The following is a 26697-nucleotide window of genomic DNA, read 5'->3' on the forward strand; positions in this document are numbered from 1 at the left end:
CGCTATCTTTTAAAATTATAACATTCCAGGCGTGTCTTTGCTACTTATTTGTAATTCTTTAATCTTTCCTAATACAACGAACGGATTCAAAAGACTTATTGGTTAAAAGATATTTACAAAAAAACAGATCCTCCTACTTGGAAGATCTGTTTTTCAATGCTAATTCAATGGTGCGATCAGCTAAAATCGATTGTGCATCAATTACTGGATAGGGTACTTCTTCCGTCAATTCTTGAACTAAAGATAGTTCTGTACAACCTAAAATAGCATTTTGACACCCATATTTTTCAAAGACGTCTGAAAGAATTTCTAAATATAACTCACTATTGATGTAGTCGTTTTCCTTCACATCATGATAAATCAGATAATTGATTTTTTCTTGAAGTTCTTGTTCAGGAGCCATAACTTCAAATCCTTTTGCCTCTAGTTCGCTTTGATACACTTTAGCAGTCATCGTTCCCGCAGTAGCCAACACGGCAATTTTCTCTCCCGGTTGATGGTGCTTCGTCGCCTCATTAACCGCTTCACGCGGCATGTGCAATAATGGAATTTTCGTTGCACCTTGAAGCTGTTCAAAAAAGTAATGAGCAGTATTGCAAGTCAGCACTATAAAATCAGGCTGTAATAAATTTTGTTTCTCAATATCATCTAATAGAAACGGCAATGGACTAGGAGCCTCATTATCCAAGATGTAAGCCGTCCGGTCAGGGACAGTCGCATGATTGAACATCACATAATTCAAGTACTCTTGATCATTATGAGCTTGGGTTCGTTGGTTCAGTATTCGAATAAAACTTTCTGTTGCCATTGTTCCCATACCGCCAAGAATACTAAAAAAATTTTCCATATTTATCCTTCTTTCTCTTTAAAGAATAAATCAAATCGTCCTTTATATTTGCTGAACATGTATTTCATTAATACCCAACGCATCAGAGACATATCTTTCTTATAAAAGACTGTAGTGCCCCATTGTTTATTTTTAATCATCTCTAGCGCTTTCTCTTTGTCGGCATTGTTGCGAGCGAATTTTTCAAAAACACCCTTCGGCACGCCCATCCACAACATTGAAGTTGCAGCTTCTGCCTTTCCATAGATCGTTTCGCTAAAAGGCTTTTCAAACACACGATCTTCCGTCACGTACTGCGCTAAATTAAAGCCATTGAGAGTAACGAAGAAACTGCTGCGTCCTTGGCGTAAATTGATTTCAAATAGTTTGTATTCTCCATCGCGCGGGTCATACTTCATGTCAAAATTCGCAAAGCCAGTGTAATTGATCTTTTCTAGAAACCCTTTAATCGTTTGATAAATTTTTTCATTATATTCAGGTATAATCGCTACATAGTTTCCAATTGCTTCTGGAGAAGGATCTTCTAATAGCGGATGACCCAAACACATCATACGCACTTGATGATTTTGATCAACATAGGCATTTAAAACACGCATATTACTGTCATCACCAGGAATAAAATCTTGCGCAATCATTTCACTAGTATAGCCAGCTTCGTAAATACGTTCGATAATTGTGTCGAACTCATCACGTGTATCCAAAATAAAGGCCTTCTTGCGCCCTTCAAAATCAATAGACAGCCATTCTACACTATTTGCAGGTTTTAAAGCCACTGGGAAATCAAACGGTAAGTCTTGCTTTAATTTTCCAGCCTCCAACATATCTTCTGTAATGATAAAAGTGTTTGGATAAGGCAAATCGTATTTTTCGCAAATTTCATAGAAGCTGACTTTACTGATTAAGCTTTGTAATAAATCAAAATCAATATAAGGGCAAATAAACCATTCAGAAAGCTCTTCTTTGTGTTGCGAAACTAACTCAGCATATCCATCACCGCATGCGATCAGTAGATATTTCGTATCAGGATTATTGTAAGTGTTTTTCCCTAAATCGCGCATTTGTTCAATAAATACAGGGTCCTTATCGAATCCCGGAACAACATGTACATTCACAATCTTACTATATTTTGTTGGTGCCAATTGCAACCCAGCATAAGCCTCTGAAACGATTCCATAGGCTTCGTGAAAAGAACGGGACATACCATAGACATTAATATCGCTCCCTAATAAAATCGGGACAAATTTTTGTTTTTCATTCATATTTTCTTACACCTTCTCATTCTAAATCCTTGATAATCATACCATAAAGAAAAATGCAAGCAAAGGAGAATCCTTCACTTGCATCGAGCTTTATCAGTTATTTATTTTTTTAGGACACGCTTCAAATAATGACCAGTATAACTCTCGGGAACTTCAGCGATTTCCTCTGGTGTACCTGTAGCCAAAATTGTACCGCCCCCGTCGCCGCCTTCTGGTCCAAGGTCAATCACATAGTCGGCTGATTTGATCACATCTAAATTATGTTCAATGACCAAAACAGTATTTCCAGCATCAACAAAGCGTTCAAGCACCTTCAATAAGCGAGCGATATCGTCCGTGTGCAATCCCGTTGTCGGCTCATCTAGAATATAGAAATTTTTGCCGTTAGAGTTCTTATGAAGCTCACTGGCAAGTTTCATACGCTGCGCTTCCCCGCCAGAAAGTGTTGTTGCTGGTTGCCCCATTGTGACATATCCCAAGCCAACATCTACGATCGTTTGCAGTTTGCGATGAATTTTAGGAATATGTTTAAAGAACTCAACAGCATCTTCAACAGTCATTTCTAAAATATCAGCAATATTCTTTCCTTTATAATGAACCTCTAACGTTTCTGAGTTATACCGCTTCCCATGACACACTTCACACGGTACATAAACATCCGGTAAGAAATGCATCTCGATCTTGATAATTCCGTCACCACGACAAGCCTCACAGCGTCCACCTTTAACATTGAAACTAAAGCGGCCTTTTTTATATCCGCGAATTTTGGCTTCATTCGTTTGTGCAAATAAATCTCGAATATCATCAAAAACACTTGTATAAGTAGCAGGGTTGCTTCGTGGTGTGCGACCAATTGGGCTTTGATCAATATCAACTAATTTTTCAATATTATTATACCCAGTAATTTTCTTGAACTTCCCAGGTTTATTTGAGTTCCGATTCAATTTCTGAGCTAAAGCCTTTTTCAAAATCTGATTTACTAATGTTGATTTTCCTGATCCGGAAACACCCGTTACTGCGACAAATTTTCCTAATGGGAACTCTGCTTCAATATTTTTCAAATTATTCTCAGCAGCACCAGTAACCTTGATTTTCTTACCGCTTCCTTTACGACGTTCTTTGGGTATGGCAATTTCTCGTTTTCCTGATAGATACTGACCAGTCAAAGATTTCGGATTCTTCTCAACCTGCTTCGGCGTTCCCGCAGCAACGATCTCTCCACCTTGATCACCGGCACCCGGGCCAACATCAATCAAATAATCAGCTGCACGCATCGTATCTTCATCATGCTCTACAACGATCAGGGTATTTCCCAAATCACGCATTTTCTTCAAGGATTCAATCAAACGATCATTGTCCCGTTGATGCAACCCAATCGAAGGTTCATCCAAAATATAAAGAACTCCAGATAAGTTTGAACCAATTTGAGTCGCTAAACGAATCCGTTGTGCTTCGCCACCAGATAAAGTTCCTGATGCTCGACTTAAAGTTAGATAATCCAACCCAACGTTTCGCAAGAAGCTCAAACGATCCTTGATTTCCTTTAGAATTGGTTTAGCAATGACTTTTTCCTGCTCACTTAAAGCAACTGTTTCAAAAAAATCCAATGCACTATTAATCGAATCTTCACTCACTTGCCCAATATTCACGTCATTAATCTGAACGGATAATGCTTGCGGGTTCAAACGATAACCATGACAAGTTTGACAAGTTAATTCGGTCATATACAAACGCATTTGATCACGTGTGAAATCACTATTTGTTTCCGCATAACGACGGTTGATGTTGTTAATAATACCTTCGAAAGGAACTTCTACATCACGAACTCCACCGAAATCATTTTCATAGTGGAAGTGGAAATTTTCACCGTTCGATCCATTCAAAATAATATCTTGATGCTCTTTCGGCAGCTCTTCGAAAGGTGTATCCATGTCAATCCCGAAACTTAAGCAGGCCTGTTCCAACATTTGCGGATAATATTGCGAGCTGATTGGATTCCAAGGAATCAATGCACCTTCGCGTAATGTTTTCCCTTGATCGGGTATCACTAAATCCATATCGACTTCTAACTTAATCCCTAAACCATCACAATCTGGACATGCGCCAAAAGGAGCATTGAATGAAAATAATCGTGGTTCAAGTTCACCTACTGTAAAACCGCAATACGGACATGCATAGTGTTCGCTGAAAAGCATTTCTTTTTCACCAATCACATCAACAATCGCGTAACCCTCTGCTAAACGCAGAGCCGCTTCAAAAGAATCAAATAAACGTGAACGAATTCCTTCCTTAACAACAATCCGATCGACGATGATCTCAATGTCATGCTTTTTATTTTTGGTTAATTCGGGGGCTTCTGTCACATCATATAATTCTCCATCAACACGCATGCGGACATAGCCTTCCCGTTGAATCATTTCAAAAACTTTTTTATGCTGTCCTTTTTTCTTAGTAATTACTGGTGCTAAGATTTGGATTTTTGTTCGTTCCGGCAGTTCCAAAACCTTATCGACCATTTGCTCAACAGACTGAGAAGTAATCTCAATATGATCGTTGGGACAAATCGGATGCCCCACTCGTGCATAAAGCAACCGCAAATAATCATTAATCTCAGTTACCGTTCCTACTGTCGACCGAGGATTTTTGCTGGTCGTTTTTTGATCAATTGAAATTGCCGGACTCAAACCATCGATGCTATCTACATCTGGTTTGTCCATCTGACCGAGAAATTGGCGTGCATACGCCGATAAACTTTCCACATAACGGCGTTGACCTTCCGCATAAAGCGTATCGAAGGCCAACGAGCTTTTCCCAGAACCAGACAAACCAGTAACAACCACCATTTTGTCACGAGGAATCGTCACATCAACATTTTTCAAATTATGAGCTCGCGCTCCATGAATTACTATCTTATCATTCGCCATTTATATCTCCTTGTTCATTAACTATATTCATTTTTTAGTGGAACTGATACCTTTAGCTCAGTCTATTCCGCTGCTTTTAATTCTAAAATCGTATCACGTAAAGTTGCCGCAGTCTCAAAGTCAAGCGTTTTTGCAGCTTCGCGCATCTCATCTTCAAGCTTGGCAATAAGTTCCTTACGTTCTGATTTCGATAATTCTTCATAAGATGTTGCATCAAATGATTCAATATCTTCTGCTACCTTACTGATTGAGATCAAGTCACGAATTTCTTTGATGATCGTCTTAGGTTCAATCCCGTGATCTTCATTATATTGCTGCTGAATATTACGCCGGCGTGTGGTTTCATCCATTGCTCGCTGCATAGAGTCGGTAATTTTATCAGCATACATAATTACTCTACCTTCTGAATTACGGGCAGCACGACCAATTGTTTGAACAAGAGATCGTTCACTTCGTAAGAATCCTTCTTTGTCCGCATCCAAAATAGCTACTAATGAGACTTCCGGCACGTCAAGTCCTTCTCGCAACAGATTGATCCCGACAAGTACATCAAATTTTCCTAAACGCAAATCACGAATGATTTCTGTCCGCTCCAGCGTTTTGATATCACTGTGCAGATATTTGACTTTGATTCCTAATTCTTTGAAGTAGTCCGTTAAGTCTTCTGACATTTTTTTCGTTAAGGTCGTGACAAAGACTCTTTCATTTCGCTCAGAGCGTTCATTGATTTCTCCAACTAAATCATCGATTTGTCCCATGATCGGACGCACTTCAATGACCGGATCTAATAAGCCAGTCGGACGAATAATCTGTTCTACTACTGTATCTGTCTCTTCGTGCTCATAAGGACCAGGCGTCGCTGAAACATATACGATCTGATTCACGCGTTCTTCAAATTCCTCTAATCGTAAAGGTCGATTGTCTAACGCTGAAGGCAAACGGAAACCATAATCGACCAACATTTGTTTACGTGCTCGGTCACCATTATACATGCCGCGTACCTGAGGCATCGTTACGTGAGACTCATCAACGACGAGTAAAAAGTCATCAGGAAAGAAATCAATCAGCGTATAAGGCGGTTCGCCTTCTTTACGACCATCCATATGTCGTGAGTAGTTTTCAATACCTGATGTATAGCCCATTTCTCTCAACATCTCAATGTCATAGTTTGTGCGTTGTTCTAATCGCTGAGCTTCTAATAATTTGTTGTCATTACGCAGCACTTCTAAACGATCTTCAAGTTCTGTTTTGATATTACTGATCGCAACTTCCATGTGGTCTTCATTCGTTAAGAAGTGAGTGGCTGGGAAGATAGCTACGTGTTCAGTCTCGCCAGTGATTTCACCAGTCAATGCATCTACTTCACGAATTCGTTCGATCTCATCTCCGAAAAACTCCACACGTAAAGCACGTTCATCTCGTGATGCAGGGAATATTTCCACAACATCACCACGAACGCGAAAGCGGCCACGTTGAAAGTCAATATCGTTTCGTTCAAACTGAATATCGATCAAATTTCGCAACAGCTTATTCCGATCCATTTCCATTCCGACACGTAAAGACAGCACTTGCTCCATATACTCTTTTGGTGATCCCAAACCAAAAATACAAGAAACTGAAGCCACCACGATCACATCATTACGTTCTAGTAACGAGCTGGTCGCCGAGTGACGTAGTTTATCAATCTCGTCATTGATACTGGAATCCTTTTCGATATACGTATCACTAGAAGGCACATATGCCTCGGGTTGATAATAATCATAGTAGCTGACAAAATACTCCACCGCGTTGTTAGGAAAGAATTCCTTAAACTCGCCATATAATTGGCCCGCTAATGTTTTATTGTGGGCAATGATCAGAGTCGGCTTATTGACTTTCTTGATAACATTGGAGATCGTATACGTTTTACCAGTACCGGTGGCTCCTAAAAGTATTTGTGCTTTTTTTCCATCAACGATCCCTTCGGCAAGTTGTTTAATGGCCTCGGGCTGATCGCCTGCAGGCTGATATTTTGAATGAAGGTCGAACGTGTTGTCCGTTACTCTTTCAATCATACAAAAATCCCCCTTTTTATATTAAATGTACAAAGATTTTCCATTTCAAAATTATAGCATACCGAACATATTTTCGCCATTTTTTATTCCTGCCGTAAGAACTTCTTAAAAACAACTATGTCACATTTCCTTACATGCCATGTTATAAAAATTTTGCTTTTTTTCTCTCCCACAATGAAGCCTCTTGTATTTTATCCTTAAACTAACATATAATAAACAAACGATAAGTAATTAGGAGGATTATTATGAGAAAAAACAAATTAATTCCATTCGTTGTTTTCTTGGTGGCAAGTATATTCACACTGGGCTTTGCCAGCAAGTCCGACGCCGCGGAAAAAACATATAAAATCGGAACGGACCTGACTTTTGCTCCTTTCGAATTTCAAAACTCTGATGGCGAATACATAGGAATTGACGTGGATTTACTTAACCAGATTGCAAAGGATCAAAACTTCAAAGTGGATTTACGCCCGCTAGGATTTGACAGCTCGATCCAAGGTGTACAATCAGATCAGCTAGACGGTATGATCGCTGGGATGAGCATCACAGACGAACGGAAAAAAACCTTTGACTTTTCTGAACCTTACTTTGACAGTGGAATTCAAATGGCTGTTAAAAATGATAATAAAGACATTAAGGATTACAAAGATCTAAAAGGCAAAACGGTTGCTGCGAAAATCGGTACGGAAAGTGCAACCTTCTTAGATAAGAACAAAGACAAATATGGTTACGAAATCAAACAATACGAAGCTGCAGATGCGATGTATAATGCCCTGACAAATGGGAATGTCGAAGCGATTTTTGATGACTACCCTGTTCTTGGTTATGCTGTAACAAATGGTCAACCCTTCAAATTGGTCGGCGATCCAGAAAAAGGCAGCTCTTACGGTTTCGCTGTTAAAAAAGGTGAAAACAAGGAATTACTTGAGAAATTCAATCAAGGTTTGAAAGATTTAAAGAAAAACGGGAGCTACGATAAAATCGTCAGCGAGTACATTTCTACTGGTTCTGGCGATCAAGCCGCTTCTGGTGAAATGAAGAAAATCGAACCTAAAAAAGATGTATATGTTGTTGCCAGTGATTCTGCTTTTGCCCCCTTTGAATATAAAGACAGCGATGGTGAATATAAAGGGATCGACGTTGATTTGCTGAAACGGGCGGCTGAGCTGCAAGGTTTTAAATTAGATATGAAGTTCATCGGCTTCTCCTCTGCGATGCAGGCTTTAGAATCTGGTCAAGCTGATGGTATGATCGCTGGGATGACGATTACTGATGAACGAAAAGCCAACTATGACTTCTCTGATCCGTATTTCCAAAGCGGGATTCAACTCGCTGTTGCCAAAGATAATAAAGACATCAAATCGTATGAAGATTTAAAAGGGAAAACAGTTGGTGCCAAAGTTGGTACTGAAAGTGCAGATTTCTTAGAATCACATAAAAAGGAATATGGTTATACGATTAAGAGCTTTGATGCAGCCGATCAATTATATGATGCACTAAAGGTCGATTCAATCGATGCAATGATGGATGACTACCCTGTTATCGGTTACGCAGTGAATCAAGGTCAGGCTCTAAAAACTCCGATCAAGCGTGAAGTCGGCGGAGAATATGGTTTCGCAGTGAAGAAAGGCCAAAACGCTGAGCTTCGTGAAATGTTTACTGAAGCCTTGAAAGAAATGAAACGTACTGGTGAATACGATGAAATCGTCAATAAATACATCGGCTCTGAAAAAGAAGATAAAAAGGATGCTGTTGATGAATCAACGATCACTGGTTTGTTGAAAAACAACTACAAATCTTTGTTAGACGGTTTATGGAAAACGATCGTCTTAGCATTAGTATCATTTGCGCTTGCTTTAGTCCTAGGCGTTATCTTTGGATTGTTCCGGGTATCTCCAGTTCGCGGGCTGCGTACTTTAGCTGGTATCTACATCGACATCATCCGAGGGATACCAATGATGGTATTAGCCTTCTTCATTTTCTTCGGATTGCCAGGCATTACAGGTATCAAGATTCCTGACTTTGCGGCCGGGATCATTACCTTGACTTTAAATGCGAGTGCCTATATTGCTGAAATCGTACGTGGCGGTATCAATGCCGTTCCAATTGGACAAATGGAGGCTTCGCGAAGTTTAGGACTGTCTTATAATCGAACGATGCAGAAAATTATTTTACCGCAAGCTGTGAAAATCATGATTCCTTCTTTCATCAATCAATTCGTTATCAGTTTGAAAGATACGACGATCATCTCAGCCATCGGTGTTGTAGAATTACTGCAAACAGGTAAAATTATTGTGGCTCGGACAACGCAAAGTTCTTACGTATACTTGATCATCGCAATCATGTACTTGATCTTGATCACGATCTTGACTAAGTTAGCGAACCGTTTAGATAAGAAGGTGAAATAGATGGAAAATAGAATGGATAAGAAAATTGTCGTAAATCATTTAGTGAAAAAATTCGGTGACAACACCGTTTTAAATGACTTGAATATCACCATCAGCGAAGGTGAAGTTGTTTGTATCATCGGACCATCTGGTTCAGGTAAAAGTACCTTTTTACGCTGTATGAATCATTTAGAAGAACCCACTTCAGGTGAAATTATTATTGATGGACAGGATTTGACTGACAAGCACACCGATATCAACTTAGTGCGTCAACATATCGGAATGGTGTTCCAGCATTTCAACTTGTTCCCTCACCTGACCGTTTTAGAAAATATCACCTTAGCTCCGCTTGATTTGAAGGGTGAAACGAAAGAATCGGCTAATAAACGTGCCGTAGAATTATTAACACAAGTAGGCTTAGCTGAAAAACGTGATGATTATCCTGATAGTCTTTCAGGTGGTCAAAAGCAGCGTGTGGCAATCGCTCGTGCTTTAGCAATGAACCCTGATGTTATGCTGTTTGATGAACCTACCTCTGCGCTCGATCCAGAAATGGTTGGAGATGTATTGAAGGTTATGAAGGATCTAGCTTTGCAGGGAATGACCATGGTCATCGTGACTCACGAAATGGGCTTTGCCAAAGAAGTGGCTGACCGCGTGATCTTTACTGATGGTGGTAAAATCCTTGAAGACGGCACACCAGAACAAGTCTTCAATAATCCGCACAATCCAAGAACACAAGACTTCTTAAATAAAGTATTGAATATTTAATTTTAAAAACACGAAACCCGTGAAATCAGTTTAGATTTCACGGGTTTTTCTGAATGTTAGCAATGTCTTAAAAACTTCTTCTTCCGTCGCAGGCGACTGGCTGCGGATAATTCCATCCTCTGGTGAAAATGCCAATTCAGCGACTTTTTTTAATTCTTCAGCAGAAGGAAAAATCGATAGGGCTTCATAAGTAATCGGCAGATTTAATCGTTCGAATAACGTTTGGTATTTCCTCAACTCTTCTTCGCTACCTTCAATTTGTAATTGCTGCAAAGTAGTCAGCGCTATGATTTGTCCATGACTTCCCTTAATTTCTCTTCCCCATAGACTAACCATCGCATTATGCAAGGCATGGGCGATACTCAATCCACCCGATTCAAAACCAATTCCGCTTAATAACGTGTTTGCTTCGACAACGGCTTCAAAGGCCAGTGTGATTTCATGCTTTTTGTTGGCTTCAACTGCTGCTTCTGCGTGCTCAAATAAAACTTCGCGACATTTCTCTGCGATAGCTTCAGCTGCCAATGTTGGTGCCGCTCCTAAAGTATTTACACCGGAATTCTCACGTACTGTCCTAGCTTCTATGGAAGTTGATAATCCGTCAGCAATTCCCGCAGTTAAAAAGTGAACGGGACTCTCGATCAAAATAGCTGTATCGACTAAAACCAAATCGGGACTTTGCGCATAGTAATCATACTTTGCAAAATAGCCGTCTTGATATTTCACAGAAATCCGCGAAGTAGGCGCATCGGTTGACGCAGATGTCGGAACAACGATGCAGCGGCTGCTCGTTTCAAAGGCCAAAGCCTTGCCTAGATCAATTGCTCGTCCGCCGCCTAAAGCAATCACATAATCAAAATCAGCAGTAGTTCGCTCCTCTTCCACTAACCACTTCGTAATTTGCCCGCCTTGAACGGTCAGTTCTTCCAGCAGCCGCTCACCGACCATTTGATAAACAAATTGATCTGTCACCAGCAAACCTTTTTGACCAAAAGCTAAAATATCATTCAAATGATTCCACAAAACATTTTTTCCTTGCCGATATGTCATCGGACTGACAAAAACTTTTTCCATACCTGCTCCTTTTGACCATTTTAATTCATCATAACAATCAAAGAAAACAGTTGCAAGGTGACCTGAAGCATGAAAAAAGCACACAGCGTCAAATGCTGTGTGCTTAATAAAGCTGATTTATGCTTCGATTTCAGTTACGATACCTGAACCAACGGTGCGTCCGCCTTCACGAATAGAGAAAGTTGTACCTTTTTCTACAGCGATTGGGTGGATCAATTCAACGTCGATCGTTACGTTATCGCCAGGCATTACCATTTCAGTACCTTCTGGCAATACGATGTTACCAGTAACGTCTGTTGTACGGAAGTAGAATTGAGGACGATAGTTGTTGAAGAATGGCGTATGACGGCCACCTTCTTCTTTCGTCAATACATATACTTCTGCACTAAATTTCGTATGTGGTGTAATTGAACCTGGTTTAGCTAATACTTGGCCACGCTCGATTTCATCCCGTGTGATACCACGTAATAGAACCCCAACGTTATCGCCGGCTTCACCATAATCTAATGTTTTACGGAACATTTCAAGTCCCGTTACAACAGCTTTTTGAACTTCAGGTTTGATCCCGATAATTTCAACTTCGTCACCGACTTTGACTTCACCACGGTCGATACGACCAGATGCTACAGTCCCGCGTCCTGTGATTGAGAAGACATCTTCGACTGGCAACAAGAATGGTTTGTCAGTGTCACGTTCTGGCGTTGGGATATATTCGTCAACCGTATCCATCAAGTCCATGATTACTTGTTCTTGTTCAGGGTCGCCTTCTAAAGCTTTCAAAGCAGAACCTTTAAGAACTGGAATATCGTCGCCTGGGAAACCATATTCAGAAAGTAATTCGCGTACTTCCATCTCAACTAGATCGATCAATTCTTCATCATCAACTAAGTCGACTTTGTTCAAGAAGACGATCAAGTATTTAACGCCTACTTGACGTGATAACAAAATGTGTTCACGTGTTTGAGGCATTGGGCCGTCAGTAGCAGATACTACTAAGATCGCTCCGTCCATTTGAGCAGCACCGGTGATCATGTTTTTAACATAGTCCGCGTGTCCTGGAGCATCGATATGGGCATAGTGGCGTTTTTCAGTTTCGTATTCAACGTGTGCAGTATTGATAGTGATTCCGCGTTCACGTTCTTCTGGTGCAGCATCGATACTAGCGTAGTCTTGAGGGTTTGCTAGACCTTTCTTGCCTAGTACTGTTGTAATTGCTGCCGTTAAGGTTGTTTTACCGTGGTCGACGTGACCGATGGTACCAATATTAACGTGTGGTTTACTTCTATCATAATGTTCTTTTGCCATAATAAACAAACCTCCTAAAAAGTGTAAAAATTCTTACGGATATAGTGTAAAACATTTTGGGTTAAATGAAAAAGATTTACACTTCTTTACTTTTTGTAAGTAACTATCCGAGATCATCATACATCAGAATTGGTCAAACTCCTAATAATTTGTCTCCGTCTTACTGGACGCTGAAAAACATTTGCGAGATAATAGGAAAAATAATGAATTAATTGAGGAGTTGACAGGATGACTTCATTTGAAGAACGATTAGCGCTCTTTCCGCTGGAGCTGCGCAAGGCTTGGAGTGTCGGCTTTGTTTTTATGTATAATGGAAAGACCTTTCATCATTTTCCGGCACGCCAATGGACAGATACGCAAATCAAAGCCTATTTTCAAGAAAATTATGACAGCCCTTCTGTCATAACCGAGCATCCAGATTTGCAGCTGAAGGAATTACAGGTTGAAAAATATCCTGAATGGGTTGTTGTTATTCCCTATTAACCAAAAAAAAAGAGCTTAACGAAAAATCGTTAAGCTCTTTTGGTTTAAACCAATAAATTGTACAGCGTTTTGTTTTGACTCAATTCAATATACGTTGAATCGAACTCCTTCAAGCGCTTCAATAAATCTGGTAAAGTTTCAGGTTTCTTCAGCAAAACACCGATCACAACTGGTCCGGTTCCTCGATTACTCTTCTTGGTATATTCAAAACGAGTAATATCGTCCCCTTCACCTAGAACCTCTGATACAAATTCTTTCAGAGCGCCTGGGCGTTGCGGGAAGTTCACGACAAAGTAATGTTTCACGCCTTCGTAGATCAAAGAACGTTCCTCGATTTCGGCCATTCGATTGATGTCGTTATTTCCGCCGCTGATGATGCAAATGACTGTTTTGCCTTTGATTTTGTCTTTCATCAAATCTAACGCAGCCACACTTAACGCACCAGCAGGTTCGACCACGATTGCCTGCTTACCATACAAATCTAAGATCGTCGAGCAAATCAAGCCTTCATCGACTGACATCAATTCGTCGACATACTTTTTACTATGAGAGTAAGTGATTTCACCGACACGCTGAACTGCTGCACCATCGACAAATTTATCGATCTCAGTTAATTTGACCGGCTGTTCCTCTTCAAAGGCTGCTTGCATTGAAGCGGCACCCTTCGGCTCGACCCCAATCACTTTAGTCGTTGGCGAAGTATTCTTTACGTAGGATGAAACTCCGCTGATTAATCCGCCGCCGCCGATTGCTGAAATCACATAGTCAGGTTTGTAGCCCTCGCTTTCTGCATCGGTCATCATTTCTAAAGCCAAAGTGCCTTGTCCTGCAATGATATTTTTATCATTAAAAGGATCGATAAAGGTCATGCCGTTTTCTTCGCAGTATTTCTTTGCGGCAGCGGCAGAAGCATCAAAGGTATCGCCGACTAAATGAATATCCGCAAATTCACCACCAAAGAATTTAACTTGAGAAACTTTTTGCTGCGGTGTCGTCGTTGGCATGAAGATCGCTGCCTGTGTTTTCAATTCATGACAGGTATAAGCGACTCCTTGTGCGTGGTTCCCCGCACTTGCACAAACGACACCGTTTTTCAATTCTGCCTCTGGAAGCTTCTTAATTGCATAATATGCTCCGCGTAATTTAAATGAACGAACTTTTTGCAGGTCTTCCCGTTTTAATAAAATGGTCGCCTGATACTTTTCAGATAAATAACGATCATATTGCAACGGCGTATGGTTTACAGAGTTTTTCAGTAACTGATATGCACTGCGGACCTCGGTATCTTTGATCAATTCCATCGCTGCACCCCTCTAATCTTTACGACTTACAAATGGCATCATTTTTCTTAATTCGCCGCCCACTTCTTCAATTTGATGACCGGCACTTTCAGCGCGCATCTTCTTGAATTCAGGGAAGCCGTTTTTGTTATCATCGATAAATCCTTTGGCAAATTTGCCGTTTTGGATATCCGTCAAGACTTCCTTCATGCCTGCTTTAGCCATTTCAGTGATCACGCGAGGACCAGAAACGTAGTCGCCGTATTCTGCAGTGTTTGAGATCGAGTTGCGCATTTTCCCAAAACCACCTTCATAAATCAAATCAACGATCAACTTCATTTCGTGACAAACTTCAAAGTAAGCCAATTCAGGCTGGTAGCCAGCTTCAACTAATGTTTCAAAGCCTGCTTCGATCATGCTCGTCAAACCGCCGCAAAGCACTGCTTGTTCGCCGAATAAATCTGTTTCTGTTTCTTCTTTAAAGGTTGTTTCCAAGACACCTACTCGAGTAGCGCCGATTCCTTTAGCGTAAGACAACGCCAAATCTTGAGCAGTTCCTGTTGCGTCTTGATGAACAGCAAATAAAGCAGGTACCGCAAATCCTTCAGTAAAGGTACGACGAACTAAATGGCCCGGACCTTTAGGAGCAACTAAGAATACATCCACGTTTTTAGGCGGATTGATAACATCGAAATGAATATTGAAGCCATGGGCAAAGACTAACGCATCGCCTTCATTTAAGTTTGGTGCGATTTCATTTTCATATAATGCACCTTGAATTTCGTCTGGAGCTAAAATCATGACTACTTCGGCTTTTTTCGTTGCTTCTGCTACAGGCAACACATCAAACCCATCTTCGCGAGCAGCCTCAGCGGATTTTCCTTCTCGAATACCGATCACAACTTGGTGACCTGTATCTCTAAGATTTTGTGCATGAGCATGGCCTTGTGATCCATATCCCACCACTGCAATTGTTTTTCCTTCTAAAGCATCCTTCGCTACTGCTTCATCATAATAAACTTTAACCATAATTTTTCCTCCAATTTTTTTGACTATATTAATAGCAAAATCATCAAATAATTTTGCGCTTAACCTCTGCTAAATCCGGTTACACCGGTTCGTGCTAATTGTTTGATACCATAAGGCCGCAACACATCGATACACGCGTTGACCTTTTCTGTTGAGCCGGCCACTTGAACCACGATCGTTTTTAAACCTACATCCACGACATCGGCGCGGAACGGATCGATCATCGCTTGAATCTCCGAACGAATAGCCGCCGGTGCACTAACTTTGATCAATGCAAGCTCTCTTTCCAAATGAGGCTCGTCAGTTACATCAGATACTTTAACGACATCGATTTGTTTATTTAATTGCTTTGTAACCTGTTCAACGTCAGCTAAAGTTTCAGCCTGAATAATGATCGTCATCCGGGATTCGCCGTCTCTTTCTGTCCGACCGACCGAAACACTATCCATGTTTACTTGCCGGCGATTCAAGACACTCGTGATTCGACTCAGCACCCCTGCCTGGTCATGGACCATTGCTGTAATCATCCGTCTCATTTAATCAACCCCCAACATCTGATCATTTGGCATTCCTGCCGGGATCATTGGTAATACATGCTCTTTATTGCAGATCATGACTTCAATCAGCATTGGCCCTGGTGTGGCGAAGGCTTCCTGCAAATCCTTTTCTAAAGTTGCCGGATCGGTGATTTTTTTATTGCCGATTCCGTAAGCTTCAGCCATCTTCATAAAGTCCGGCTGCTCATGGAACACAGATTGGGAACGCCGTTCGTTAAAGAATTTCTCCTGCCACTGACGAACCATGCCTAGCGATTGATTGTTCAGCAAAACAAACTTGATATCTAAATTATGCTGATTCAGAATTGCAAGTTCTTGATTCGTCATTTGGAAGCCGCCATCTCCGACGAATACCACAACTGACTCCTCTCTTTTGCCAAACTTCACACCAACGCCAGCAGGTATTCCATACCCCATCGTTCCTAGACCGCCACTAGTGATCAGTTGTTTAGGAAACTGGAAGGGATAATATTGCGCAACCCACATTTGGTGTTGACCCACGTCTGTTACAACGTAAGATTTGCCTTTTGTAATTCGGCCGACGATTTCAACTACTTCTTGCGGCTTGATGATTTCTGGATGCCGTTCATATTTCAACGGATATTTTTGTTGACGCTCTTCGCAAAGCTTACGCCACTCTTCACAATCAGGGGCTTCGATCTCAATCGACAGCATTTGCTGCAAAGCGATCTTAGCATCACCAACAATCGGTACATCGGTTTTAATAATTTTGCCGATTTCTACTGGATCAACGTCAATGTGCGCGACCTTCGCGTGTGGTGCAAAAGCTTCAGGTGAACAGGCCAAACGATCATCAAAACGGCTGCCAATATTGATCAATAAATCAGCCTCCATCATTGCCATGTTTGCTGCAAAGGTGCCGTGCATACCGCCCATTCCCAAAAAGTTCGGATGGTCATGAGGCAACAGGCCTAACCCTAGCAATGTACTAACCGTCGGTATTTGATATTTTTCAACGAATTGACGTAATTCATTGACGCCATTTGCAGCCACGAGCCCGCCGCCGACTAGAAGAAGAGGCTTCTTAGCTTTTTTCAGTAAGCCCATCAACCGTTCGATCTGCAACACAGATGGTGTTGTCGTTGGCTGGTAACTTTCCAAATGGACAGGCTTATCAATTCTAGGATTTGCTTTCAAAACGGTGATATCTTTTGGCAGATCAATCAAGACTGGTCCTTTTCTGCCGGTTGTCGCAATGTGAAAGGCTTCATTAATGATCCTAGGAAGCTCTTCAATGTCGCGAACCTGATAATTATTTTTAGTAATCGGTACGGTTATCCCCAACATATCTGCTTCTTGAAACGCATCTTTGCCAATTCCTGGTGTTGTTACCTGACCAGTGATGACAACTAGCGGAACGGAATCGATCATCGCATCTGCAATGCCCGTCACTACGTTAGTTGCGCCTGGTCCGCTGGTTACGATTACGACTCCCGGCTTGCCTGTAGCTTTTGCGTAGCCTTCTGCCGCATGAACCGCCCCTTGCTCATGACGCGTGAGAATATTTGGAATAGATTCATCATAAAGTGAGTCATATAATGGTAAGACGGAACCGCCGGGATACCCAAAAATCAATTCGACTCCTTGATTTTCCAAACATTTGATTAACAAATCTGCGCCGCTATACAGGTGTTCAGTCTCCATTTTTTGCTTCATTTCTTCCACCCCCATTCCCCCTATTCTTCAGGTAGTTTCATGACACCGCCGGTATGTGCCGAGGTGACCATCGCTGAGTAACGTGCCAACCAGCCCTTTTTGACTTTCGGCTGGAATTTCACTAGACTTTCTTGTCGTTTCGCTAATTCTTCGTCTGACATATCGACATTCAAGGTTCGATTTGTCAGATCAATCGTGATCTCGTCACCATCTTGAACCAATGCGATAGGTCCGCCTGCGGCTGCTTCTGGTGAGACATGTCCAACTGCAATTCCGCGAGTGGCTCCAGAGAAGCGGCCATCAGTAATCAATGCAACATCTTTGCCTAAGCCGCGACCCACGATACTGGAAGTTGGTGCCAACATCTCTGGCATCCCCGGTCCGCCCTTAGGTCCTTCGTAACGTATCACGACGACGTGACCTTTAGTAACTGTATGATTGTCGATTGCCTCTACTGCCTCATCATGAGAAGCAAAGCAAATCGCTTTTCCTTTAAAGACTTTGATACTCGGATCAACACCGCCGACTTTGATAACACTGCCTTCTGGTGCAATGTTGCCATAAAGAATCGAAAGACCGCCGACTGGACTGTATGGTGCTGATTTCGGATGGATTACTTCTTCATTCATGATTTTTGCTGCGGCGACATTTTCACGCAAAGTCTTGCCAGTAACAGTGATCCGATCAGAATGGATCGCACCATCAATCGAAACTAATTCATTGATGATCGCTGGTACACCACCTGCTTCATGGACATCGTGCATAGAATAGCTAGATGAAGGAGCGATTTTAGAAAGATAAGGAACTCTTTTTGCGATTTCATTGATATCTGATTGATCATAATCAATCTCTGCTTCATTAGCGATCGCCAACGTGTGAAGTACGGTATTTGTTGATCCGCCCATCGCCATGTCTAGCGCAAATGCGTCATCGATCGCTTCTTTGGTCACGATATCCCGCGGTTTGATTTGCTTTTTCACCAGATCCATCAAATGCTTCGCTGATTCGCGAACAAGGTCACGCCGTTCATCCGAGACTGCTAAGATCGTTCCATTTCCAGGTAACGCTAGTCCTAAGATTTCTAACAGACAGTTCATGGAGTTTGCCGTAAACATCCCGGCACAGGAGCCGCAGGTTGGACAAGCATTTTGTTCCATAAATAGAAAATCTTCTTTGTTCATTTGACCTTCTTTGAAGGCACCAACCGCTTCAAACATCGAAGAAAGGGTTGTTTGGTGACCATGAGGATCGATTCCGGCCTTCATCGGACCGCCTGAACAAAAGATCGAAGGAACGTTCGTCCTTACTGCCGCCATGATCATCCCCGGTGTAATCTTGTCACAGTTAGGAATGTAGAAAACACCATCAAACCAGTGAGCATTGATCACAGTTTCTGCCGCATCAGCGATTAACTCGCGACTAGGTAAAGAATAGCGCATTCCGATGTGCCCCATCGCTATGCCATCATCCACACCAATTGTGTTGAATTCAAAAGGAATTCCTCCGGCTTCGCGGATCGCTTCTTTTGCCACATCTGCTAATTCTCGTAGGTGGACATGTCCTGGTACGATATCGATGTAAGAGTTACAAATAGCTATAAATGGTTTATCCATATCATGGATATTTTTTACTTGGCCAGTCGCATATAATAAACTTCTGGCGGGTGCTGCATCGATTCCTTTTTTAATCTGATCACTTCTCATAGTCACATCTCCCTACCTGTAATAAAGGCTTACGCGAACTCGCTCAGCTGATTGCCGAGAAAGCTAGTTCGAAAAGCCAGACATCGAAAAAAAGAGCATCCCATCAATAAATGGGATGCTCTTGCAAGAATCCCATTTCTAACGCAAATAGGACTCAAACTAACGGTTTGTTGCTTCTCCGCGTTCTAAGTCCTGGACTCAATAATTAATAAGACGATGCCATCAAAATTATTGTATTTACTCTTGCGCATAAAAATCGGCTCCTCGTTTTTTCTAATAATATCTTAATCATTTTTTTATACTATACATTTCATAAGATTAAAAGTCAATGAATTTTCAGAATATTTTCTAATTAAGCTATTTTTTGGTTTTTCAGCTAGGATGGGCTCGTATAATAATTAGTTGATTAATCAGCTCAACAATACAAAACTACTAACATTTAAATTTAATACGTTTCTAATCAAAAGAAAAAGCCCGACAATTATTGTCGAGCTTATCCAGCGAACTGACTATTATAAAGGTTGGCGTAAAAATCACCTTTTTTCATCAAACTGCGATGGCTGCCCTGTTCAATAATCGAACCATCCTTCATTACCAAAATTAAATCAGCATTTTTAATCGTAGATAAACGGTGAGCGATCACGAAACTAGTCCGTTCCGCGGTTAACTGATCCATCGCCTGTTGAATCATCCCCTCCGTACGAGTATCCACACTAGAGGTCGCTTCATCTAGAATCAACAATTGCGGATCTGCTAAGATCGCCCGTGCAATCGTCAGCAATTGTTGTTGACCTTGCGAAATCTGGCTGCCATCTGACGAAATGATCGTGTCATAACCATTTGGCAAAGTTCGGATAAAGTGGTGGCACTGAGCATCCTTTGCCGCCTGAACAATTTCCTGTCTGGTGGCATCTGGTTTCCCATAGGCAATATTATCCGCTACAGTTCCTTCAAACAACCACGTATCTTGCAGAACCATTCCGAACTTTTGGCGAATCGCCGCCCGAGAAAAATGACTGATATTTTTTCCATCAACTTCGATTTGTCCGCCGGTCAATTCGTAAAAGCGCATCAATAAGTTGATCATCGTCGTTTTCCCTGCACCGGTCGGACCAACGATTGCGACCATTTGTTTAGGCTTTACTTTGAAATTGACATCTTCCATTAATAGACGATTTGGCGTATAGCCGAAAGCAACGTGTTTAAAAGTTACTTCTCCGCGAATATTTTCCGGCACAGCAACACTCATAACTTCTTCCGTTTCTTCCGCCTGATCCAAAATTTCAAAAATCCGTTCTAAAGCCGCAAAGGCACTTTGCAAACTATTGATCACGTAAGAAACTTGAGTGATCGGTTCTGAAACCTGATTTACGTATTGCAGATAGGCTTGAACTAGGCCGATCGATAATTGGCCATTGATCACCATAATCCCGCCGACGACCGCACTAGTCACAAAGCCCAGTTGATTAATCAAACGAATCAGCGGATTGATGCCAAAGCTGACAAATTGTGCTTTTTTGAAGGCTTGAAATTGCGCTTCATTCAATTTGTCCAGCTCATCAGCGGTTTCTTTTTGCCGATTATAGGATTTGATCAGCAAATTCCCCGAATAGTTTTCTTCCGCTTTGGTCCCTACAGCACCTAAGGCCGCCTGGTTTTCAGAGAAATATTCCTGATTCTTGTGGGCCAAATAATTCGTTAAAAGAAGACTAATCACTAAAATGACGACGATTCCCAGTGTTAATAATGGGCTCAAATAGATCATCAAGCCCAGACCGATGACGATCGACAAGATTGCTGAGATCATCTGCATTAGTCCGACCTGTAAAACCTCCGAAACTTTATCTAAGTCCAGCGTTGCCCTCGTCAAAATATCGCCGGTTTTGTATTGATCAAAGAACTTCATTGGCAGGCGATTTAATTTATCAGTCAATGTTTTTCTCAAACGCAGGGTCAACGTCTCGGCGACACTCGCCATCGTATATTCCTGCAAGAGTGAAAACAAGGAAACGCCGCCCCATGCTAAGAAAAGCAGAAGCACAGGACGCAGCAATGCTGAAAATAGATTTTCCACAGTCACTTGTCTTGTTCGTACCAAGGCAAAGATCGCATCCAAGCCCCAGCCTAAAATCAACGGTGTGACTGCCATCAGCGTAGCAAAACAAACGGCCGAAGCAATAATAATGATAAAGCGTCTTTTCTGCTCCAGCAGCAGTTTAAATAAACGAATCCCGGTCTTTTTAAATTCTTTTGGTTTTTCTGTAATGATTTCCTTTTCATCAACTTGCTTGATACTCATGCTTCTTCCCCTCCATTCCTTGAGATTTAGCAAATTCTTGGTACACTTTACACGTTCTAAGCAACTCCGCGTGGGTTCCTCTGCCCACAATCTTTCCTTCTTCTAAAACGATGATCTGGTCAGCATCTTTGATCGTAGAGAGCCTTTGCGCAACGATCACGATCGCCGCATCTGTTAAATAGCTCTTCAACGCTTTTCGCAGCTTAGCATCCGTTTGGTAATCCAACGCTGAAAAACTGTCATCGAAGAAATACAGATCAGCCGGTTTAATCAGTGCTCGCGCAATACTTAAACGCTGCTTCTGACCGCCAGAAAAATTATTGCCTTTTTGTGCAACAGACGCATCGTACTGACCATCCAAGTTGCTAATAAAATCTTCGGCCTGAGCCGCTTTAGCAGCCTGCTGCATTTCTTCTTCTGTTGCCTGAGGATTTCCGAAAAGAAAATTATCTCTGACCGTTCCGCTAAATAGGAACGCCCTTTGCGGAACATAGCTGATTCGCTCTCGCAAGGTTTCCTGCGTAACTTTTTGAATGGGTTCGCCTAAGAAGCGAATCTCACCCTTAGTCGTATCTTTTAGGCGTAATAGTGCTTTTGCGATCGTACTCTTACCTGATCCGGTGCCGCCGACAATCGCCGTCACACCCTTAGGAATCTCGAAGTTAATATCTGATAGCACGGCTTCCTCCGCCCCGCTATAGGCAAAATCAACATGATCAAAAACCGCAATTGGGGCATCCTCTTTTAATTCAAAGGACTCTTTCTGACCGTCAACGATTTCCTCTTCCTTCGATAATACTTCGCCGATTCGTTCTAATGATGCCAAAGCCTTGGGAATCATGACGATTACCATTGCTGCCATCGTTAAGAACCATAGACTCAAAACAGTATATTCGCTGATCGCCGTCAAACTCCCGATTGGTACATTTCCTTGAACCACCAAGAATCCTCCGAAAGCCAACACGGCAGTCATCCCAAGACCCATGACTAAATTAACCGTCGGATTCAGCACAGCGAATAATTTATTTACGCGAATCATCACTTCTGAGTAGTTGCTGAACGTTTTATCTGTTCGTTTCTTTTCAAAGCTGGTTTTATTAAACGCCCGAATGACCCGAACTCCTGTATAAAATTCTCTTAGAATCTGCATCATTTTATCCATCCGCTGCTGCATCACATCAGCTAACGGAATCGCCTTCTTGATCACTAACAGTGATACAACTGAAAATAGGACGATCGAAGTGATCGGGATCCAAATAAAGCGCCAAGAAATCGCTCCAGTTAAAACGATCGAAGCTAAGCAGATTAACGGTGCAGGGATGATCATTTGAAAGACCATCATCATGATTTGTTGAATATTTGTAATATCGCTGGTGGTTCGAGCCAGTAACGTCGGTGTACCGAACTCGTCCATATCAGCCATCGATAATTGCTGTGTTTTATCGACTAATTGCTTGCGCAAGAAATAGCCGAAACGTCCAGCTAAAATCGCTGAATAATAACTGGCAATGATTGAGACGATTCCCGTCAATACCGCTATCGCCAGCATGAAAGCACCATTTCGCCAAATTGCTCCTTGATCCTGAGTTAAAATACCTTCATCAATAATTTCAGCAACATAGTAAGGAATCATCAACGTTCCAACAGCTTGCACGATCATTAAGATGAAGGTGCCTAAGAACATCCTATGATATTCTTTGAAAAAGATTTTGAATAGTTTCATCTTTTTTACCTCCTTCTCCTATGGTAGAATAAACTGTAACGTAACGTTACAGTCAAGCAAGAAAACGAGGTTTTTTATGAAGACATACTTAACGATCAGCGAGATGGCAAAATATGCTGGTATCAGCCGGCGAACGTTGATTTACTACGATCAGATCGATTTATTCAAGCCAGCAAAAATTGGGGAAAACGGCTATCGCTATTATGGGATCGATCAATATTTTGAATTGGATGTCATTTTACTGTTAAAAAATCTTGACGTTTCTTTAGAAGACATTCACCTCTTTTTGAAAAATCGAAACGTGGATTATGTATTAGAGGGCTTTATCCGGCAAAAGCAGAAGGTGGATGAACAAATAAACAAGCTGAAAACAATCCGTGGTTCCTTAGATAGCTATATTGAGCGCTATACCACGTTGAAAAATTTTGATCTAGAATCCATCACTCTTTCCTATCGTGAGGCAGAATCTTTTGTCATTTCTGAAACAATCGATAATTATGACGATATTGATTCCGTTCAAATTTACGGACGGTTTTATTCCTCAGTCGATAGCAGTGACCTGTTCAGCGGCTATCCAATCGGCTTTTTAGTAGATGGCTCTGCCTTTTATCAAGAAAATTTCCATGCCGCTCCTTATCGTGCCCTAGTAAAAATACCCGAAGAGCGATTACACATCTACGATAAGCAGCGTGTGGTCCAACGACCAGCTGGCGATTACGTCTCCGGCTTTATAAAAGACGAGATCCATCACATCAATACCTTTAACAACCGTTTCAGAAATTATCTGAAGGATAAAAATTTGGAATTGAATGGGGATATTTGGGAATTACTGTGGCAGGATGAAACAACATCTGAACATCCCGAAGATCAGGTCTTTGAAGTCTTGATACCCGTGCGACAAAAAGACTAAGCAATCTTGACATCCCAACAATAATGATGATAGGATTATAAATAATTTAATGAAGGGAGAGAGCATTATGATTAAGACTAGAAAAATAAACTTGATACAATTGATTGATCTGTTTGATTCGTTTTATTCGATCAAAGAGTCTTATTCAGCAGACTCTCCATGTTCGTAAATAAAGCCTATTTGTCAAACTGCCAATCATAACGATTGGCAGTTTTTTTGTGAGTAATGTTTCTCGCAGTTCATTAAATTCGGAAAATTCGGACTGTGATCAAGGCATTTTATCCTACTTTAATGAACAGACTGTTTAGCATCGATGTAGCGATACCTGACAATCAACACAAACTAACCAACGGAGGTGTTTCCTATGAGTGGAAATAAAAAGAAATCAGAGAACAACAAAAATTAATTAGAGGAATTATTTGATTCCTCTGCGAGAGGATTAAATATGTTAACCATAAAAGGAAAATACAATACAGCAACTGTATACACAGATGTCTTGACTGACAGTACTGCCGGTCAAATCATGACGCTTTGCAATCAAAAATTCACCAAAGACGCGAAAATTCGAATCATGCCTGATACCCACAGCGGTTCCAGCTGTGTCATTGGTACGACAATGACAGTAAAAGATCAAGTCGTCCCTAATCTTGTCGGTGTGGACATTGGCTGCGGATTATATGTAGCCAAAATAAAAAAAGGCGTCAAATTGAATTTTGATAAGCTGGATCGAATCATTCGCAATCGGATTCCAAGTGGACACCATTCCCACAGCAAGCCTCAATATACGTTTCCCTTAGAAAATATTCAGGCCCCAATTCACCGAGGATGGGCATTGCGAAGCTTAGGGACATTAGGCGGTGGAAATCATTTCATTGAGGTCAATGAAGGCTCTGACGGTTTTTATTTGGTTATTCATAGCGGCAGCCGCGTGTTAGGTAATGAGATCGCAGAATATCACCAAGAAATCGCCTATCAAAAATTAACCCAACAACGGCAAGAATTGAAACAACAAATAAAATCAGCGACGGATCCCATTGAAAAGGAAAAGCTACTTCAACGACAGGAAGAAATGAACATTCCTTATGACTTGTCCTATGTTTCAAAACAAGATTTAGATAATTACCTGTCAGATATGAAAATCGCCCAGCAATATGCCGCCTTCAACCGACAAAGCATGGCACTGACAATTCTAAAAGCAATGAAATGGGAGAAGCACGTCATTGACAGCTTTGACAGCCCTCATAACTATATCGATCTGAAACACATGATTTTGCGTAAAGGTGCGGCTTCCGCCAGAAAAAACGAGAAAATGATCGTTCCTTTAAATATGAAGGACGGTTCCATCATTGGTGTTGGAAAAGGCAATCCAGACTGGAATTACTCTGGCCCGCACGGAGCTGGTCGTATGATGAGCCGCTCGCAAGCTAGAGCCTCCATCAGCCTAGATAACTATCAACACATGATGCGGCATGTGTGGACCACTTCTGTTTCCAAAAAAACACTGGATGAAGCACCTAAAGCATATAAATCGAAGAAGCAATTACTAACAAATTTACATGAGACAATGGACGTAAAAGAAATCATTCGACCATTGTATAATTTTAAAAGCTAACCTATAAGAGATGTCAATAGAAAATCGTTTTTGATTTTCTATTGACATCTCTTTTTATGCAAAAAAAGACCCAGCATCTTCTGCTGAGTCTTCATTAGGGCGAACGATGGGAATCGAACCCACGAGTGCCGGAGCCACAATCCGGTGCGTTAACCACTTCGCCACGATCGCCATGTTACTATTTAATTTCAAACAAAAAACTAAGATGAAATAACATCTTAGCTCTTTATACCGGCGGCCGGGGTCGAACCGGCACGCCCGTGAGGGCACTGGATTTTGAGTCCAGCGCGTCTGCCAATTCCGCCACGCCGGCATGTCAATAACTATTCTAGTACTAAGGCGGTAACCGGATTTGAACCGGTGATGAAGGTTTTGCAGACCTCTGCCTTACCACTTGGCTATACCGCCATTATACTATTGTTTTCTTCCTAGAACAAGTTTTTCAAGAAATTTTCTTGATACTTTTCTAAGAAAACTGGGGTAGCTGGATTCGAACCAACGCATGAGGGAGTCAAAGTCCCTTGCCTTACCGCTTGGCTATACCCCAATAATACAAGGGCGAACGATGGGAATCGAACCCACGAGTGCCGGAGCCACAATCCGGTGCGTTAACCACTTCGCCACGATCGCCATATTAATAAAAAGAACAGGGGCAGCAGGAATTGAACCCACACTAACGGTTTTGGAGACCGCTGTTCTACCTTTAAACTATGCCCCTGAAACAAATGGAGGAGAGTGGATTCGAACCACTGAACCCTAAGGAACGGATTTACAGTCCGTCGCGTTTAGCCACTTCGCTACTC

18 protein-coding genes and 7 tRNA genes are annotated in these 26697 nt (G+C 41.6%); 5 read left to right on the forward strand and 20 right to left on the reverse strand.

Translation table 11 applies throughout. The annotated features are described in order from the left end of the window. Positions 1-133 precede the first annotated feature (133 nt). The 4 genes from FFR60_RS20695 to uvrB form a co-directional block, all read right to left on the reverse strand. Positions 134-847 (reverse strand): amino acid racemase, encoded by a 714-nt coding sequence (locus FFR60_RS20695; RefSeq protein WP_137665643.1) that lies wholly within the window; start codon positions 845-847, stop codon positions 134-136. 2 nt (positions 848-849) lie between these two features. Then, on the reverse strand, positions 850-2106 hold the full coding sequence (locus FFR60_RS20700; RefSeq protein ID WP_088932733.1) for a carboxylate--amine ligase: 1257 nt from the start codon (positions 2104-2106) through the stop codon (positions 850-852). A 101-nt stretch (positions 2107-2207) separates the two neighbouring features. Beyond that, the gene (uvrA, locus tag FFR60_RS20705) at positions 2208-5030 is read right to left on the reverse strand and encodes an excinuclease ABC subunit UvrA (RefSeq protein WP_137665644.1); all 2823 of its coding nucleotides are present in this window, start codon (positions 5028-5030) and stop codon (positions 2208-2210) included. Positions 5031-5092: 62 nt separating this feature from the next. Next, a complete protein-coding gene (uvrB, locus tag FFR60_RS20710) occupies positions 5093-7084 on the reverse strand; it encodes an excinuclease ABC subunit UvrB (RefSeq protein WP_088932735.1) in 1992 nt (663 codons plus the stop codon). Positions 7085-7329: 245 nt separating this feature from the next. Between uvrB and FFR60_RS20715 the strand changes: the two genes are divergently transcribed. After that, positions 7330-9492, forward strand: coding sequence for an amino acid ABC transporter substrate-binding protein/permease (locus FFR60_RS20715; protein ID WP_137665645.1), 2163 nt, complete (start codon positions 7330-7332; stop codon positions 9490-9492). 12 nt (positions 9493-9504) lie between these two features. Then, the gene (locus tag FFR60_RS20720; RefSeq protein WP_137665655.1) at positions 9505-10242 is read left to right on the forward strand and encodes an amino acid ABC transporter ATP-binding protein; all 738 of its coding nucleotides are present in this window, start codon (positions 9505-9507) and stop codon (positions 10240-10242) included. 30 nt (positions 10243-10272) lie between these two features. Here FFR60_RS20720 and FFR60_RS20725 read toward each other — a convergent pair whose 3' ends face one another. After that, a complete protein-coding gene (locus tag FFR60_RS20725) occupies positions 10273-11316 on the reverse strand; it encodes a glycerol dehydrogenase (protein WP_137665646.1) in 1044 nt (347 codons plus the stop codon). Positions 11317-11433: 117 nt separating this feature from the next. Beyond that, entirely contained in the window at positions 11434-12621 is a 1188-nt protein-coding gene (gene tuf, locus FFR60_RS20730) for an elongation factor Tu (protein ID WP_010745022.1), read from the reverse strand. 228 nt (positions 12622-12849) lie between these two features. Here tuf and FFR60_RS20735 point away from each other — a divergent pair, with 228 nt between their 5' ends. Continuing rightward, positions 12850-13104: a hypothetical protein gene (locus tag FFR60_RS20735; protein WP_137665647.1), complete on the forward strand. Its 255-nt coding sequence runs from the start codon at positions 12850-12852 to the stop codon at positions 13102-13104. Between the two features lie 44 nt (positions 13105-13148). On the opposite strand, the gene ilvA is transcribed toward FFR60_RS20735, so the two are convergent. From ilvA to FFR60_RS20770, 7 genes are all read right to left on the reverse strand, one after another. Beyond that, positions 13149-14405: a threonine ammonia-lyase IlvA gene (ilvA, locus tag FFR60_RS20740; protein ID WP_088932737.1), complete on the reverse strand. Its 1257-nt coding sequence runs from the start codon at positions 14403-14405 to the stop codon at positions 13149-13151. 12 nt (positions 14406-14417) lie between these two features. Further along, positions 14418-15413, reverse strand: a complete 996-nt coding sequence (gene ilvC / locus FFR60_RS20745; RefSeq protein ID WP_137665648.1) for a ketol-acid reductoisomerase — start codon at positions 15411-15413, stop codon at positions 14418-14420. Between the two features lie 59 nt (positions 15414-15472). Next, complete coding sequence (gene ilvN, locus FFR60_RS20750) at positions 15473-15949, reverse strand: acetolactate synthase small subunit (RefSeq protein WP_088932739.1); 477 nt, start codon at positions 15947-15949, stop codon at positions 15473-15475. Further along, positions 15950-17635 carry a biosynthetic-type acetolactate synthase large subunit gene (gene ilvB, locus FFR60_RS20755; protein WP_171004994.1) on the reverse strand — a complete coding sequence of 562 codons (1686 nt, stop codon included), beginning with the start codon at positions 17633-17635 and terminating at the stop codon, positions 15950-15952. A 32-nt stretch (positions 17636-17667) separates the two neighbouring features. Then, complete coding sequence (gene ilvD, locus FFR60_RS20760) at positions 17668-19350, reverse strand: dihydroxy-acid dehydratase (RefSeq protein WP_137665650.1); 1683 nt, start codon at positions 19348-19350, stop codon at positions 17668-17670. A 493-nt stretch (positions 19351-19843) separates the two neighbouring features. After that, complete coding sequence (locus FFR60_RS20765) at positions 19844-21649, reverse strand: ABC transporter ATP-binding protein (protein WP_137665651.1); 1806 nt, start codon at positions 21647-21649, stop codon at positions 19844-19846. Beyond that, complete coding sequence (locus tag FFR60_RS20770; RefSeq protein WP_137665652.1) at positions 21630-23372, reverse strand: ABC transporter ATP-binding protein; 1743 nt, start codon at positions 23370-23372, stop codon at positions 21630-21632. The genes FFR60_RS20765 and FFR60_RS20770 overlap by 20 nt, the downstream gene beginning before the upstream one ends. A gap of 76 nt (positions 23373-23448) precedes the next feature. Between FFR60_RS20770 and FFR60_RS20775 the strand changes: the two genes are divergently transcribed. Both FFR60_RS20775 and FFR60_RS20780 read left to right on the forward strand, forming a co-directional pair. Continuing rightward, positions 23449-24282 carry a MerR family DNA-binding transcriptional regulator gene (locus FFR60_RS20775; protein ID WP_137665653.1) on the forward strand — a complete coding sequence of 278 codons (834 nt, stop codon included), beginning with the start codon at positions 23449-23451 and terminating at the stop codon, positions 24280-24282. A 445-nt stretch (positions 24283-24727) separates the two neighbouring features. After that, on the forward strand, positions 24728-25894 hold the full coding sequence (locus tag FFR60_RS20780) for an RtcB family protein (protein ID WP_137665654.1): 1167 nt from the start codon (positions 24728-24730) through the stop codon (positions 25892-25894). A 98-nt stretch (positions 25895-25992) separates the two neighbouring features. Here FFR60_RS20780 and FFR60_RS20785 read toward each other — a convergent pair. The 7 genes from FFR60_RS20785 to FFR60_RS20815 form a co-directional block, all read right to left on the reverse strand. Continuing rightward, positions 25993-26065, reverse strand: a tRNA-His gene (locus tag FFR60_RS20785). Positions 26066-26123: 58 nt separating this feature from the next. After that, a tRNA-Leu gene (locus FFR60_RS20790) sits at positions 26124-26207 on the reverse strand. 24 nt (positions 26208-26231) lie between these two features. Then, a tRNA-Cys gene (locus FFR60_RS20795) sits at positions 26232-26302 on the reverse strand. Positions 26303-26369: 67 nt separating this feature from the next. Beyond that, positions 26370-26441: transfer RNA gene (locus FFR60_RS20800), tRNA-Gln, on the reverse strand. Between the two features lie 10 nt (positions 26442-26451). Then, positions 26452-26524: transfer RNA gene (locus FFR60_RS20805), tRNA-His, on the reverse strand. A 17-nt stretch (positions 26525-26541) separates the two neighbouring features. Next, positions 26542-26612 (reverse strand) — tRNA-Trp (locus FFR60_RS20810). Between the two features lie 8 nt (positions 26613-26620). Then, positions 26621-26697: transfer RNA gene (locus FFR60_RS20815), tRNA-Tyr, on the reverse strand.

The sequence above is a fragment of the Enterococcus hulanensis genome (assembly GCF_005405485.1).
GTDB lineage: Bacteria > Bacillota > Bacilli > Lactobacillales > Enterococcaceae > Enterococcus_A > Enterococcus_A hulanensis.

Coding starts and splice junctions, on each gene's coding strand:
- FFR60_RS20780 (WP_137665654.1), top strand. CDS start 24,728: ATGTTAACCATAAAAGGAAAATACAATACAGCAACTGTATACACAGAT.
- FFR60_RS20715 (WP_137665645.1), top strand. CDS start 7,330: ATGAGAAAAAACAAATTAATTCCATTCGTTGTTTTCTTGGTGGCAAGT.
- ilvD (WP_137665650.1), bottom strand. CDS start 19,350: ATGAGAAGTGATCAGATTAAAAAAGGAATCGATGCAGCACCCGCCAGA.
- FFR60_RS20695 (WP_137665643.1), bottom strand. CDS start 847: ATGGAAAATTTTTTTAGTATTCTTGGCGGTATGGGAACAATGGCAACA.
- ilvC (WP_137665648.1), bottom strand. CDS start 15,413: ATGGTTAAAGTTTATTATGATGAAGCAGTAGCGAAGGATGCTTTAGAA.
- ilvA (WP_088932737.1), bottom strand. CDS start 14,405: ATGGAATTGATCAAAGATACCGAGGTCCGCAGTGCATATCAGTTACTG.
- FFR60_RS20700 (WP_088932733.1), bottom strand. CDS start 2,106: ATGAATGAAAAACAAAAATTTGTCCCGATTTTATTAGGGAGCGATATT.
- FFR60_RS20735 (WP_137665647.1), top strand. CDS start 12,850: ATGACTTCATTTGAAGAACGATTAGCGCTCTTTCCGCTGGAGCTGCGC.
- ilvN (WP_088932739.1), bottom strand. CDS start 15,949: ATGAGACGGATGATTACAGCAATGGTCCATGACCAGGCAGGGGTGCTG.
- FFR60_RS20765 (WP_137665651.1), bottom strand. CDS start 21,649: ATGAGTATCAAGCAAGTTGATGAAAAGGAAATCATTACAGAAAAACCA.
- tuf (WP_010745022.1), bottom strand. CDS start 12,621: ATGGCAAAAGAACATTATGATAGAAGTAAACCACACGTTAATATTGGT.
- FFR60_RS20775 (WP_137665653.1), top strand. CDS start 23,449: ATGAAGACATACTTAACGATCAGCGAGATGGCAAAATATGCTGGTATC.
- FFR60_RS20720 (WP_137665655.1), top strand. CDS start 9,505: ATGGATAAGAAAATTGTCGTAAATCATTTAGTGAAAAAATTCGGTGAC.
- FFR60_RS20770 (WP_137665652.1), bottom strand. CDS start 23,372: ATGAAACTATTCAAAATCTTTTTCAAAGAATATCATAGGATGTTCTTA.
- uvrB (WP_088932735.1), bottom strand. CDS start 7,084: ATGATTGAAAGAGTAACGGACAACACGTTCGACCTTCATTCAAAATAT.
- ilvB (WP_171004994.1), bottom strand. CDS start 17,635: ATGGAGACTGAACACCTGTATAGCGGCGCAGATTTGTTAATCAAATGT.
- uvrA (WP_137665644.1), bottom strand. CDS start 5,030: ATGGCGAATGATAAGATAGTAATTCATGGAGCGCGAGCTCATAATTTG.
- FFR60_RS20725 (WP_137665646.1), bottom strand. CDS start 11,316: ATGGAAAAAGTTTTTGTCAGTCCGATGACATATCGGCAAGGAAAAAAT.